General features: G+C 55.5%; 13 protein-coding genes. 10 read left to right on the top strand and 3 right to left on the bottom strand.

Features of this window, described 5'->3' with window-relative positions:
• Nucleotides 1–1161, bottom strand: a complete 1161-nt coding sequence (gene metB / locus AM410_RS07450) for a cystathionine gamma-synthase (RefSeq protein WP_014172189.1) — start codon at nucleotides 1159–1161, stop codon at nucleotides 1–3.
• A gap of 276 nt (nucleotides 1162–1437) precedes the next feature.
• Between metB and metJ the strand changes: the two genes are divergently transcribed.
• The gene (metJ, locus tag AM410_RS07440) at nucleotides 1438–1755 is read left to right on the top strand and encodes a met regulon transcriptional regulator MetJ (protein WP_007369220.1); all 318 of its coding nucleotides are present in this window, start codon (nucleotides 1438–1440) and stop codon (nucleotides 1753–1755) included.
• A 48-nt stretch (nucleotides 1756–1803) separates the two neighbouring features.
• Here metJ and rpmE read toward each other — a convergent pair whose 3' ends face one another.
• A complete protein-coding gene (rpmE, locus tag AM410_RS07435; RefSeq protein WP_003862040.1) occupies nucleotides 1804–2016 on the bottom strand; it encodes a 50S ribosomal protein L31 in 213 nt (70 codons plus the stop codon).
• Nucleotides 2017–2216: 200 nt separating this feature from the next.
• Between rpmE and priA the strand changes: the two genes are divergently transcribed.
• The 7 genes from priA to rraA all read left to right on the top strand — a co-directional run bounded on the left by priA (nucleotide 2217) and on the right by rraA (nucleotide 10179).
• Nucleotides 2217–4412 (top strand): primosomal protein N', encoded by a 2196-nt coding sequence (priA, locus tag AM410_RS07430; protein WP_106503576.1) that lies wholly within the window; start codon nucleotides 2217–2219, stop codon nucleotides 4410–4412.
• Nucleotides 4413–4531: 119 nt separating this feature from the next.
• On the top strand, nucleotides 4532–5557 hold the full coding sequence (cytR, locus tag AM410_RS07425; protein ID WP_108647681.1) for a DNA-binding transcriptional regulator CytR: 1026 nt from the start codon (nucleotides 4532–4534) through the stop codon (nucleotides 5555–5557).
• Nucleotides 5558–5650: 93 nt separating this feature from the next.
• Nucleotides 5651–6646: a cell division protein FtsN gene (gene ftsN / locus AM410_RS07420; RefSeq protein WP_108647680.1), complete on the top strand. Its 996-nt coding sequence runs from the start codon at nucleotides 5651–5653 to the stop codon at nucleotides 6644–6646.
• A 94-nt stretch (nucleotides 6647–6740) separates the two neighbouring features.
• Nucleotides 6741–7271, top strand: coding sequence for an ATP-dependent protease subunit HslV (gene hslV / locus AM410_RS07415; protein ID WP_014172194.1), 531 nt, complete (start codon nucleotides 6741–6743; stop codon nucleotides 7269–7271).
• A gap of 9 nt (nucleotides 7272–7280) precedes the next feature.
• Nucleotides 7281–8612: an HslU--HslV peptidase ATPase subunit gene (hslU, locus tag AM410_RS07410; protein ID WP_014172195.1), complete on the top strand. Its 1332-nt coding sequence runs from the start codon at nucleotides 7281–7283 to the stop codon at nucleotides 8610–8612.
• 68 nt (nucleotides 8613–8680) lie between these two features.
• The gene (gene menA / locus AM410_RS07405) at nucleotides 8681–9601 is read left to right on the top strand and encodes a 1,4-dihydroxy-2-naphthoate polyprenyltransferase (protein WP_014172196.1); all 921 of its coding nucleotides are present in this window, start codon (nucleotides 8681–8683) and stop codon (nucleotides 9599–9601) included.
• 92 nt (nucleotides 9602–9693) lie between these two features.
• Nucleotides 9694–10179, top strand: a complete 486-nt coding sequence (gene rraA / locus AM410_RS07400; RefSeq protein ID WP_014172197.1) for a ribonuclease E activity regulator RraA — start codon at nucleotides 9694–9696, stop codon at nucleotides 10177–10179.
• Nucleotides 10180–10239: 60 nt separating this feature from the next.
• Here rraA and zapB read toward each other — a convergent pair whose 3' ends face one another.
• Entirely contained in the window at nucleotides 10240–10479 is a 240-nt protein-coding gene (zapB, locus tag AM410_RS07395) for a septal ring assembly protein ZapB (protein ID WP_008501806.1), read from the bottom strand.
• A 398-nt stretch (nucleotides 10480–10877) separates the two neighbouring features.
• Here zapB and AM410_RS07390 point away from each other — a divergent pair, with 398 nt between their 5' ends.
• Together AM410_RS07390 and glpK are read left to right on the top strand one after the other, a co-directional pair.
• Entirely contained in the window at nucleotides 10878–11723 is an 846-nt protein-coding gene (locus AM410_RS07390; protein WP_014885705.1) for an MIP/aquaporin family protein, read from the top strand.
• A 21-nt stretch (nucleotides 11724–11744) separates the two neighbouring features.
• Nucleotides 11745–13253 (top strand): glycerol kinase GlpK, encoded by a 1509-nt coding sequence (gene glpK, locus AM410_RS07385; RefSeq protein WP_014172201.1) that lies wholly within the window; start codon nucleotides 11745–11747, stop codon nucleotides 13251–13253.
• Nucleotides 13254–13320: the final 67 nt, after the last annotated feature.

The following is a 13320-nucleotide window of genomic DNA, read 5'->3' as shown; positions in this document are numbered from 1 at the left end:
TTACCCCTTGGCTGCGACCCGGAAGCCATTTTCCAGATCGGCAATTAAATCTTCAGAATCTTCAATACCGGTCGAGATACGCAGCAGCGTCTCAGAAATACCGGCGGCGGCACGTGCTTCTGGTGCCATACCTGCGTGCGTCATGGTCGCGGCGTGGGAGATCAAGCTTTCAACCCCACCTAATGATTCCGCCAGCGTAAACAATGACAGCCCGCTCAGGAAGCGACGCAGCGTTTGCTCGTCACCGTCCAGTTCAAAACTTAACATCGCGCCAAATCCCTTTTGTTGACGCGCGGCAATCTCGTGCCCCTGGTTTTCCGGCAGCGACGGGTGATAGAGCTTTTTCACCAGCGGCTGGGTCTTCAGGAAATCGACAATCGCCTGAGCATTGCGCTGCGCCACTTCCATGCGCGGCGACAGCGTGCGGATACCGCGCAACAACAGGTAGCTGTCGAAAGCGCTCGCAGTGACGCCAATGTTATTGGCCCACCATGCCAGTTCGGTGACAACGTCGGGATCTTTTGCAATCACCACGCCCGCTACCACATCAGAATGACCGTTCAGATATTTTGTGCATGAATGCAATACCAGATCGGCACCCAGCGCAAGCGGGTTCTGAAGGGCCGGACTGAGGAAGGTATTATCCACTACACTTATCGCTCCCGCATCCCTTGCGCGCTGACAAATTTTCGCAATATCGACGACACGCAACAATGGATTGCTTGGACTTTCCACCAGCACCAGCTTCGGTTTCTCTGCCAGCGCCTGTTTCAGCGCCTGTTCGTCGTTTTGATCGACAAACAGCACGCGGTAGCACCCGCGTTTTGCGAGGCTGTCAAACAGACGATAGCTACCACCGTAACAGTCGTGCGGTGCCACCAGCAGGTCGCCCGGCTTCAGAAATACCGTCGTCACCAGGTGAATCGCAGACATCCCGGTGTTGGTTAACACGGCGCCTGCACCGCCTTCCAGCTCCGCCAGCGTGCGCTGGGTTACGTCACGCGTCGGGTTGCCGCGACGGGAGTAGTCATGCGCACGGGGTTCATTAAAACCGGTAAAATTGTAAGTACTGGAAAGATGAATTGGCGGGACAACACAGCCGTACTGCTCGTCATCATTTAATCCGCTACGCACTGCGATGGTGGCCTGTTTACGCGTCATGGTGAAGGCTTCCTGGCTAAAAGAGGTGAAAAGTCAGGCACCAGAGTAAACACTGAAAGTATGGACGTCAATACATCTGGACATCTAAACTTCTTTGCGTATAGATTGAGCAATGCGCAAATAGCCGTTAAAATTATATGCTTTAGTGCACGCTGCAGCGGCAATATCCGTGCCACGGTATCGTCTCTACGGTAAACTACGCTGGATTACGGTCAAAACTGGCGATGACGGGTTTTGCACCTTTAGATTAATGACTGAGAGGATTAAAGGTATCTCATGGCTGAATGGAGCGGCGAATATATCAGCCCATACGCTGAGCACGGTAAGAAGAGTGAGCAAGTAAAGAAAATTACGGTTTCCATTCCTCTGAAGGTGTTGAAGATCCTCACCGATGAACGTACGCGTCGTCAGGTGAACAACCTGCGCCACGCGACCAACAGCGAACTGCTGTGCGAAGCGTTTCTGCATGCGTTTACCGGTCAACCGTTGCCAAACGATGAAGATCTGCGCAAAGAGCGTAGTGATGAAATTCCGGAAGAGGCGAAGGTGATCATGCGTGAACTGGGTATCGACCCGGATACGTGGGAATACTGAGAAGCGGATACAAAAAAGGCACCTTGCGGTGCCTTTTTTTCGGGAAACTTACTTAGCGCCCGGGATGCTGAAACGCTTGTTGAAGCGGTCAACACGGCCACCGGTTGCAACATCACGCTGCTTACCAGTGTAGAACGGGTGGCATTTGCCGCACACGTCCAGGTTCAGATCGTGACCCACGGTAGAGCGGATCTGGATAGAGTTACCGCAAGAACAGTTTGCAGTAATCATTTCGTATTTCGGGTGAATATCTTTTTTCATGGGAGAACCTCAGTTAAGGCCGCGTCGCTCTTCCAGCCCTAACGCCAGACACCACGCGATGTTGAATGTAAGTTCTTTGGCGTAAAGTACACCAAAGGCGGCGAATCATACAGAATTTGACCAACGTATGCAAACTGATCCGCACGCCGCTTTCACTAATGTGTATACTAACGCGCCACTTTTCAAGTCAGGAAGATTCGATGCCCGTCGCTCACGTTGCCCTGCCCGTTCCGCTTCCCCGCACCTTTGACTATCTGCTGCCTGACAGCATGAGCGCCAAAGCGGGCTGTCGCGTGACCGTGCCATTTGGCAAACAGCAGCGTATTGGGATTGTGGTGTCGGTAAGCGATAAGAGCGAATTGCCGCTCAATGAGCTGAAAGCCGTCGCGGAGGTACTGGACAGCGAGCCCGTTTTCTCCACCAGCATCTGGCGGCTCCTGCTGTGGGCGGCAGATTACTACCATCACCCCATCGGCGATGTCCTGTTCCACGCCCTGCCTATTATGCTTCGTCAGGGTAAAAGTGCCAGCCACGCTCCCCTGTGGTACTGGTTTGCCACTGAAGAGGGTCAGGCGGTCGATATCAATAGCCTGAAACGCTCGCAGAAACAGCAGCAGGCGCTGGCGGCCTTGCGTCAGGGGAAAATCTGGCGACATCAGGTTGACGAGCTTGAGGTGAGCGAAACGGCGCTACAGGCCCTGCGCAAAAAAGGGCTGAGCGAACTGGCAAGCGAGGCGCCTGCCCTTTATGACTGGCGGGACAGTTTCTCCGTTTCAGGGGATCGTCTGCGACTCAACACCGAGCAGGCCACCGCCGTAGGAGCCATTCACAGCGCCTCCGATCATTTCTCCGCCTGGCTACTGGCAGGGGTCACCGGCTCCGGCAAAACAGAAGTGTATCTCAGCGTACTGGAAAACGTGCTTGCGCAGGGTAAACAGGCGCTGGTGATGGTTCCGGAAATCGGCCTTACACCACAAACCATCGCCCGTTTTCGCGAGCGGTTTAATGCGCCGGTTGAAGTGTTACATTCGGGCCTGAACGACAGCGAGCGCCTCAGCGCCTGGCTGAAAGCCAAAAACGGCGAAGCGGCGATTGTGATTGGCACCCGTTCCTCGCTGTTTACGCCGTTTAAAAACCTCGGCGTTATCGTCATCGATGAAGAGCATGACAGCTCCTATAAGCAACAGGAAGGCTGGCGCTATCACGCCCGCGATCTGGCCGTTTATCGCGCCCACAGCGAGCAAATCCCGATTATTCTTGGCTCCGCGACGCCCGCCCTCGAAACGCTGCATAACGTTCGCCAGCGTAAATACCACATGCTGCGCCTGACGCGGCGCGCAGGGAACGCGCGCCCTGCTATTCAGCATGTGCTGGATCTAAAAGGCCAGCAGGTGCAGGCGGGGTTAGCGCCTGCGCTTATCACCCGGATGCGCCAGCATTTGCAGGCCGGTAATCAGGTCATTTTATTCCTTAACCGCCGCGGGTTTGCCCCGGCGCTGTTGTGTCACGACTGCGGCTGGATTGCCGAATGCCCGCGCTGCGACCACTACTACACGTTCCATCAGGCCCAGCGCCATTTGCGCTGCCACCACTGCGACAGCCAGCGGCCGGTACCACGCCAGTGTCCGTCATGTGGCTCAACGCATATCGTGCCGGTCGGCCTGGGGACGGAGCAACTGGAAGAGGCCCTTAAGCCTTTCTTCCCTGACGTTCCTCTTTCCCGCATCGACCGTGACACCACCAGCCGCAAAGGGGCGCTGGAACAGCAGCTGGCGGAAGTGCATCGCGGTGGCGCACGCATTCTGATTGGCACGCAGATGCTGGCCAAAGGGCACCACTTCCCGGACGTAACGCTGGTCGCCCTGCTGGACGTAGACGGCGCGCTGTTTTCGGCCGATTTCCGCTCTGCAGAACGTTTTGCCCAGCTTTATACCCAGGTTGCCGGACGTGCCGGTCGCGCAGGCAAACAGGGTGAGGTGGTTTTACAGACCCACCATCCTGAACATCCGTTACTGCAAACCCTGCTGCATAAAGGCTATGACGCGTTTGCGGAGCAGGCGCTGGCAGAACGCCAGACGATGCAGCTTCCGCCGTGGACCAGCCACGTCATCATTCGCGCAGAAGATCACAACAACCAGCAGGCACCGCTTTTCCTGCAGCAGCTGAGAAACCTCCTGCAGGCCAGTCCGCTGGTGGATAACCCGCTGTGGATACTGGGGCCGGTGCCGGCGCTGGCACCAAAGCGTGGTGGACGTTTCCGCTGGCAGATTTTGCTCCAGCACCCTTCGCGCATCCGCCTGCAACATATCGTCAGCGGCGCGCTGGTGCTGATCAATACCCTACCGGAAGCGCGCAAAGTGAAGTGGGTGCTGGACGTTGATCCTATCGAAGGCTGAAGACGGATCGAAAAATTTAACGCTCCTCACACTTTTTATGAAAATTCTGTAACCGATTCCATTAACTATCTGTAAAAATGGTGGCGTCAGAAGTTCGGTGTTCAGGCGAGGAGAAGACGTTGAAGTCCAGGAAAGAGGTTGCCACGGCGACCATGAAAGACGTTGCCCAGAAAGCACAAGTCTCTACGGCAACCGTGTCCCGCGCATTAATGAACCCGGATAAAGTCTCCCAGGCGACCCGTAACCGGGTAGAGCAGGCTGCGCTGGAAGTGGGCTATTTCCCGCAGGCGATGGGACGAAACGTTAAACGCAATGAGTCGCGCACCATCCTGGTGATTGTGCCGGACATCTGCGATCCCTTCTTCAGCGAGATTATTCGCGGTATCGAAGTGACGGCCGCAGAGCAAGGTTATCTGGTGCTGATTGGCGACTGTGCTCACCAGAACCAGCAGGAAAAAACCTTTATCGACCTCATTATCACCAAGCAGATCGACGGCATGTTGCTGCTTGGGTCTCGCCTGCCGTTTGATGCCAGCATTGAAGAGCAGCGCAATTTACCGCCGATGGTGATGGCCAACGAGTTTGCACCCGAGCTGAAGCTGCCGACGGTACATATTGATAACCTGACCGCCGCGTTCAACGCCGTCAACTATCTTCAGGAGCTGGGGCACAAGCGTATTGGCTGCATTGCCGGGCCGGAAGAGATGCCATTGTGCCACTACCGCCTGCAGGGCTACGTTCAGGCGCTGCGCCGTACCGGTGTCACCGTCGACCCGCACTACATTGCTCGCGGGGATTTCACCTTTGAAGCCGGTGGACAGGCGCTGGAGAAGCTGCTGGATCTGCCTGAGCCGCCGACCGCGGTGTTCTGTCACAGCGATGTGATGGCACTGGGGGCATTATCGTATGCGAAGCGCCGCGGCCTGCGCATACCGAAAGATTTGTCGATCATCGGATTCGATAATATTTCGCTGTCAGAATTTTGCGATCCTCCACTCTCGACCGTGGCGCAGCCGCGCTATGATATTGGGCGTGAAGCGATGCTTCTTCTGCTGGATCAGCTGCATGGTCAAACAGTTAACAGCGGCTCGCGGTTGCTGGACTGTGAATTGATTGTGCGCGGTTCTACCCAGGCATTGACTTAAAGTAAATGTCTTTCAGACACCCTTATCTGGTCAAAGCCCCGCCGCTTAAGTAACATGGCGGGCTGACGAACGAATAAATACAGCGAAACGATAGTGGCACAACGAGATTATGTACGTCGCGGCCAGCCGGCACCTTCGCGACGCAAAAAGAGTAGCTCAAGGAAAAAGCAACGTAACCTGCCTGCTGTCTCGCCAGCGATGGTCGCTATTGCTGCGGCTGTAGTCGTGGCCTTTATTGGTGGTCTGTACTTCATCACGCACCATAAAAAAGAAGAGTCCGAGGCGCTTCAGGCCAGCAAGGTTGCCGGAAACGGCCTTCCGCCGAAGCCTGAAGAGCGCTGGCGCTATATCAAAGAGCTGGAAAGCCGTCAGCCTGGCGTACGTGCGCCGACCGAACCTTCAGCGGGTGGTGAAGTGCAAAATGCCAGCCAGTTGACGGATGAACAGCGTCAGTTGCTGGCACAAATGCAGGCCGATATGCGCCAGCAGCCTACGCAGCTGAATGAAGTGCCGTGGAACGAGCAGACGCCGGAACAGCGTCAGCAAACGCTGCAGCGTCGTCAGGCGCAGCAGCAGCTCCAACAGCAGCAACAACAGCAGTGGGCGCAAACCCAGCCAGTGCAGCAGCCTAAAACGCAGCCGCGGGTGACGGAACAGCCGTATCAGCAGCAAACGCGAACGGCGCAGTCCCAGCCAGTGCAGCAACCGCCGAAGGCCCAGCCGCAGAAGCAGGCGGCTCAGCCGTATCAGGATCTGCTGCAGACGCCGGCGCATACCACTGCGCAGCAGCCGAAAATGCAGCAGGCCGCACCGGTAACCAAAGAGACCGATGCGCCGAAACAGACTGCTGAGAAAAAAGACGAACGCCGCTGGATGGTGCAATGTGGTTCATTCAAAGGTGCTGAGCAGGCGGAAACGGTGCGCGCACAGCTGGCTTTTGAAGGGTTTGATTCACGCATTACCACCAATAACGGCTGGAATCGCGTGGTGATTGGCCCGGTCAAAGGCAAAGAAAATGCCGACGGAACCATTTCCCGTTTGAAAGTGGCGGGACACACAAACTGCATTCGACTCGCTACCGGGGGTTGAAACCCCCAAATTCCCCCCCATCTATCATTCTATTCAGCCCTGAGCACAGGCTCAGGGCTTCTGTTTCCCGATTCTGTAACCAGGGGGTCTGCTCGTGACAACAATAGTAAGTGTACGCCGTAACGGCCACGTGGTAATCGCCGGTGATGGCCAGGCCACGCTGGGTAATACCGTAATGAAAGGCAACGTGAAGAAAGTTCGTCGTTTATACAACGACAAAGTGATCGCCGGTTTTGCAGGCGGCACGGCTGACGCCTTCACGCTGTTCGAACTGTTTGAACGCAAACTGGAAATGCACCAGGGTCACCTGGTGAAAGCCGCCGTTGAGCTGGCGAAAGACTGGCGTACCGATCGCATGCTGCGCAAACTTGAAGCGCTGCTGGCGGTGGCCGATGAAACCGCTTCGCTTATCATCACCGGTAACGGTGACGTTATTCAGCCTGAAAACGATCTGATTGCTATTGGCTCTGGTGGCCCGTACGCCCAGGCTGCAGCCCGTGCGCTGTTGGAAAATACCGACATGAACGCGCGCGATATCGCGGTGAAGGCGTTGGATATTGCAGGTGATATCTGCATCTATACCAACCACAACCACACCATCGAAGAATTACCGTCTAAAGCGTAAGGATCTCCCATGTCTGAAATGACCCCACGCGAAATTGTCAGCGAACTGGACAAACATATTATCGGCCAGGACAACGCCAAGCGTTCCGTGGCTATTGCCCTGCGTAACCGCTGGCGCCGCATGCAGCTCGAAGAAGAGCTGCGCCATGAAGTGACGCCAAAAAACATTCTGATGATCGGCCCGACCGGTGTCGGTAAAACCGAAATCGCCCGTCGTCTGGCGAAACTGGCTAACGCCCCGTTCATCAAAGTCGAAGCCACCAAGTTCACCGAAGTGGGCTATGTGGGTAAAGAAGTGGACTCCATCATTCGCGATCTGACCGACTCGGCGATTAAAATGGTGCGCGTCCAGGCGATTGAGAAAAACCGCTACCGCGCCGAAGAGATGGCGGAAGAGCGCATTCTTGACGTCCTGATCCCACCGGCGAAGAACAACTGGGGCCAGGCTGAACAGCAGGCTGAGCCGTCAGCGGCGCGTCAGGCGTTCCGCAAAAAACTGCGTGAAGGCGAGCTGGACGACAAAGAGATTGAGATCGATCTTGCTGCTGCCCCTATGGGTGTGGAAATCATGGCACCGCCTGGCATGGAAGAGATGACCAGCCAGCTGCAGTCCATGTTCCAGAACCTGGGCGGCCAGAAGCAGAAAGCGCGTAAGCTGAAAATCAAAGACGCCATGAAGCTGCTGATCGAAGAAGAAGCGGCGAAACTGGTGAACCCGGAAGAGCTGAAGCAGGATGCTATCGACGCGGTTGAGCAGCACGGTATCGTGTTTATCGACGAAATCGACAAAATCTGTAAGCGTGGCGAATCCTCAGGCCCGGATGTCTCCCGTGAAGGCGTTCAGCGCGACCTGCTGCCGCTGGTTGAAGGCTGCACCGTCTCCACTAAACACGGTATGGTCAAAACGGACCACATCCTGTTTATCGCCTCTGGCGCATTCCAGGTGGCGAAACCGTCTGACCTGATCCCGGAACTGCAGGGTCGTCTGCCGATTCGCGTGGAGCTGCAGGCGCTGACCACTGAAGATTTCGAACGCATCCTGACCGAGCCAAATGCCTCTGTGACCGTACAGTACAAAGCGCTGATGGCAACCGAAGGTGTGAACATCGAGTTCACTGAAGACGGTATCAAACGCATCGCCCAGGCCGCCTGGCAGGTCAACGAAACCACCGAGAACATCGGTGCCCGTCGTCTGCACACCGTGCTGGAGCGCCTGATGGAAGATATCTCTTATGATGCGAGCGACCTGAACGGTCAAAGCATTACCATTGACGCAGAATATGTGGGTAAACACCTGGATGCGTTAGTGGCAGATGAAGATCTGAGCCGTTTTATCCTATAATCGCGGTTACTGCATTCTCATCACGTTTAATGGGGGCTAAAGCCCCCATTTTTATTGGCTAAATTACTATGACTGACATCAGCCGTACTCAGGCGTGGCTCGAAAGTCTGCGCCCTAAAACTCTTCCTCTGGCCTTTGCCGCCATTATCGTCGGTACGGCGCTTGCCTGGTGGCAAGGCTATTTCGATCCGCTGGTTGCCGGGCTGGCACTGATTACCGCCGGTCTGCTGCAAATTCTCTCCAATCTCGCCAACGACTATGGCGATGCGGTTAAAGGCAGCGACAAACCCGACCGTATCGGGCCACTGCGCGGTATGCAGAAAGGGGTCATTACCCAGGCGCAGATGAAGCGCGCGCTGATCATCACCGTGGCGCTGATTTGTCTTTCCGGCCTGGCGCTGGTAACGGTGGCGTCTAAAACCCCCAGCGATTTCATTGGGTTCCTGGTACTGGGTCTGCTCGCCATTATTGCCGCCATTACCTATACCGTCGGTACCCGCCCTTATGGGTATATTGGGCTGGGTGATATCTCCGTGCTGGTGTTCTTCGGCTGGCTGAGCGTGATGGGGAGTGGGTACTTACAGGCACATACCCTGATCCCGGCCCTGTTCCTGCCGGCAACCGCCTGCGGCATGCTGGCGACGGCGGTGCTTAACATCAACAACCTGCGCGATATCGACAGCGACCGTGAGAACGGCAAAAACACGCTGGCCGTGCGTCTGGGGCCCGTTAATGCACGCCGTTATCATGCGTGTCTGCTGCTGGGCGCTCTGCTGTGCCTGGCGCTGTTTAACGTTATCTCGCTGCACAGCATATGGGGCTGGCTGTTTGTACTCGCCGCACCGCTGCTGATTAAGCAGGCGCGATTCGTCATGCGTGAACTCAGCCCTGCGGCCATGCCGCCAATGCTGGAGCGTACGGTAAAAGGGGCGCTGCTGACTAACCTGTTGTTCGTCATCGGGATTGTCTTAAGTCAGACGCTGGGTTAACTGACAAATATCAATTAACAATTGATGATTTTGCCAACAACGCATTTAGCACGATATACTGAACACATTCGCAGCAACTGAGCGTTAAACCTATGAAATACGATACCTCCGAGCTTTGTGACATCTACCAGGAAGATGTCAACGTCGTTGAACCGCTGTTCTCCAACTTTGGTGGGCGGTCGTCGTTTGGCGGACAAATCGTCACGGTGAAATGTTTCGAGGATAACGGGTTGCTCTATGATCTGCTCGAACAGAACGGCCGTGGCCGCGTTCTGCTGGTTGATGGCGGGGGCTCCGTACGTCGTGCCCTCATTGATGCTGAGCTCGCCCGTCTTGCCGTACAGAACGAGTGGGAAGGCATTGTGGTGTATGGCTCAGTGCGCCAGGTGGACGATCTCGAAGACCTGGACATTGGCATTCAGGCTATCGCGGCCATTCCGGTGGGTGCTGCGGGTGAAGGTATCGGCGAAAGCGACGTGCGCGTCAATTTCGGCGGCGTGACCTTCTTCTCCGGTGACCATCTCTATGCCGATAACACCGGGATTATCCTTTCCGAAGATCCGCTGGATATCGAGTAATAAAAAAAGCCGGGTGGCGGCGACGCCTTACCCGGCCTGTTCTGCATTTCCCGAAAGAAATTACACTTCTTCCATACGCCCCAGCAGCGCCTGCAGACGATCCTGCCAGCCATTCTGCTGTTCACGCAGCTGGTTGTTTTCGCGCTCCAGTTCTTCACGGCTGTGCTGGGCGTTCTGAACTTCCTGCGCCAGGCTGTTGTTCTTCTCTTTCAGCTCTTCAATTTCCATCTGCAGCAGCGTGATGGTGTCAATCGCCTGCTGTACTTTCGATTCCAGTTTCTCAAACACTTCTAAAGACATGATCCTACCTCTCCTGAATTGCAAGGCGACGCTTTAACGTAAACGCGCACAACAGATATGCCGATTGTATGAAGCCCCGTCGCCCCTGTCCAGCGGCAGACCGCGCAGATCGTGGTTTGCAACACTTTTCGGCCTCGTCCTGGTGCGTTCGCGGCATATACCCCTAAATTGTTAACTGATTCGTTAATGAAATGATTCAGCTCACATTTTGCTATTGGTGTAAAAATGCGCTTTATGGCGCGAAAACGCTCATTTTATTGACGCAGACCACACATTTTGATTTCGATATTTCTCGTTTTTGCTCGTTAACGATAAATTAACACTATGTCTACAGGGCATCGTGGCTGTCACGGGCGGTCATGCTAACAATAAACATCAATTTCTTCAGGATTCCGATTATGAGTCAGACATCAACCTTAAAAGGCCAGTGCATTGCCGAGTTCCTTGGTACCGGGTTGTTGATATTCTTCGGAGTGGGCTGTGTTGCTGCACTGAAAGTGGCGGGTGCCAGTTTCGGTCAGTGGGAAATCAGTATTATCTGGGGTCTGGGCGTGGCGATGGCCATCTACCTGACCGCAGGGGTTTCCGGCGCACATCTTAACCCGGCGGTGACCATCGCGCTGTGGCTGTTCGCGTGCTTCGACGGACGCAAAGTTGTTCCCTTCATCCTTTCTCAGTTTGCCGGCGCGTTTTGCGCAGCGGCGTTAGTTTACGGGCTTTATTACAATCTTTTCATCGACTTCGAACAGACACATCATATGGTGCGTGGCAGTGTCGAAAGTCTGGATCTGGCAGGCATTTTCTCAACCTATCCCAACCCGCATATCAATTTTGTGCAGGCGTTCGCAGTTGAAATGGTGATTACCGCTATTCTGATGGGCGTTATCCTGGCGCTGACCGACGACGGAAACGGCATTCCGCGCGGCCCGCTGGCACCGCTGCTGATTGGCTTGCTGATTGCGGTGATCGGTGCATCCATGGGCCCGCTGACCGGGTTTGCGATGAACCCGGCGCGTGATATCGGACCTAAAGCTTTTGCCTTTATCGCAGGATGGGGCGACGTGGCCTTCACCGGCGGTAAAGATATCCCTTACTTCCTGGTACCGCTGTTTGCACCGGTTGTCGGGGCTGCGCTGGGTGCATTTAGCTACCGCAAATTAATTGGTCGCCATTTACCGTGCGACACCTGTGTGGAAGAGGAGAAGGAAACGACTTCTACCGCACAACAAAAAGCTTCGCTGTAATCTGACTACGGGACACATACCATGACCGAAAAAAAATATATCGTTGCGCTCGACCAGGGCACTACCAGCTCCCGCGCTGTCGTAATGGATCATGACGCGAATATCGTCAGCGTGTCACAGCGCGAATTTGAGCAAATCTATCCTCGTCCAGGCTGGGTCGAACACGATCCTATGGAGATCTGGGCTTCTCAAAGCTCCACGCTGGTAGAAGTGCTGGCGAAAGCCGATATCAGTTCCGACGAGATTGCCGCTATCGGTATTACCAACCAGCGTGAAACCACTATCGTCTGGGAGCGCGAAACCGGTAAGCCCATTTACAATGCCATCGTCTGGCAGTGCCGCCGTACATCAGAAATCTGCGAACAGCTGAAGCGCGACGGTATGGAAGACTATGTGCGTAGCGCAACCGGTCTGGTCGTTGACCCGTATTTCTCCGGTACCAAAGTGAAATGGATCCTCGACCACGTTGAGGGTTCACGTGAACGTGCAAAACGCGGTGAGCTGCTGTTCGGTACCGTCGACACCTGGCTTATCTGGAAGATGACCCAGGGGCGTGTCCACGTCACTGATTATACCAACGCCTCGCGCACCATGCTGTTCAACATCAATACCCTGGAGTGGGATGACAAGATGCTGGACGCGCTGGATATCCCGCGCGCGATGTTGCCAGAAGTCCGCAAATCTTCTGAAGTTTACGGTCAGACCAATATCGGCGGTAAAGGCGGCACGCGTATTCCAATTGCCGGTATTGCCGGTGACCAGCAGGCGGCGCTGTTTGGCCAGCTGTGCGTTAAGGAAGGGATGGCGAAAAATACCTACGGTACCGGCTGCTTTATGCTGATGAACACCGGTGAGAAAGCGGTGAAATCAGAAAACGGCTTGCTGACCACCATCGCCTGCGGCCCACGCGGTGAAGTGAACTATGCGCTGGAGGGTGCGGTGTTCATGGCAGGTGCGTCTATTCAGTGGCTGCGTGACGAGATGAAACTCATCAGCGATGCGTTTGACTCCGAGTATTTCGCAACCAAAGTGAAGGACACCAACGGCGTGTATGTGGTTCCGGCCTTTACCGGTCTGGGCGCCCCCTACTGGGACCCGTATGCACGCGGCGCGATTTTCGGCCTGACCCGTGGGGTAAACTCGAACCACATTATCCGCGCGACGCTGGAATCCATCGCTTATCAGACGCGCGACGTACTGGAAGCAATGCAGGCTGACTCCGGCATTCGTCTGCACGCCCTGCGCGTGGACGGCGGCGCCGTTGCCAACAACTTCCTGATGCAGTTCCAGTCCGACATTCTGGGCACCCGCGTAGAGCGCCCGGAAGTACGTGAAGTCACCGCGCTGGGTGCGGCGTATCTCGCAGGTCTGGCTGTCGGCTTCTGGCAGAATCTGGATGAACTGCAGGAAAAAGCGGTTATCGAACGCGAATTCCGCCCTGGCATCGAAACCACTGAGCGTAACTATCGCTACAGCGGCTGGAAGAAAGCGGTGAAACGCGCCCTGGCGTGGGAAGAGCACGAGCAGTAATTTCTCCCCTCACCCTTCCCCTCTCCCCGCCGGGGAGAGGGGACCGACCGCACCCACTCCCACTCTG

Source organism: Enterobacter cloacae complex sp. FDA-CDC-AR_0164 (assembly GCF_003071645.1).
In the GTDB taxonomy this organism is placed as follows: domain Bacteria; phylum Pseudomonadota; class Gammaproteobacteria; order Enterobacterales; family Enterobacteriaceae; genus Enterobacter; species Enterobacter ludwigii.
The sequence above is the reverse complement of the archived record's forward strand: the minus strand, read 5'-3'. Positions and strand labels throughout refer to the sequence as shown.

Coding starts and splice junctions, on each gene's coding strand:
- zapB (WP_008501806.1), bottom strand. CDS start 10,479: ATGTCTTTAGAAGTGTTTGAGAAACTGGAATCGAAAGTACAGCAGGCG.
- rraA (WP_014172197.1), top strand. CDS start 9,694: ATGAAATACGATACCTCCGAGCTTTGTGACATCTACCAGGAAGATGTC.
- AM410_RS07390 (WP_014885705.1), top strand. CDS start 10,878: ATGAGTCAGACATCAACCTTAAAAGGCCAGTGCATTGCCGAGTTCCTT.
- metB (WP_014172189.1), bottom strand. CDS start 1,161: ATGACGCGTAAACAGGCCACCATCGCAGTGCGTAGCGGATTAAATGAT.
- menA (WP_014172196.1), top strand. CDS start 8,681: ATGACTGACATCAGCCGTACTCAGGCGTGGCTCGAAAGTCTGCGCCCT.
- metJ (WP_007369220.1), top strand. CDS start 1,438: ATGGCTGAATGGAGCGGCGAATATATCAGCCCATACGCTGAGCACGGT.
- rpmE (WP_003862040.1), bottom strand. CDS start 2,016: ATGAAAAAAGATATTCACCCGAAATACGAAATGATTACTGCAAACTGT.
- hslU (WP_014172195.1), top strand. CDS start 7,281: ATGTCTGAAATGACCCCACGCGAAATTGTCAGCGAACTGGACAAACAT.
- priA (WP_106503576.1), top strand. CDS start 2,217: ATGCCCGTCGCTCACGTTGCCCTGCCCGTTCCGCTTCCCCGCACCTTT.
- glpK (WP_014172201.1), top strand. CDS start 11,745: ATGACCGAAAAAAAATATATCGTTGCGCTCGACCAGGGCACTACCAGC.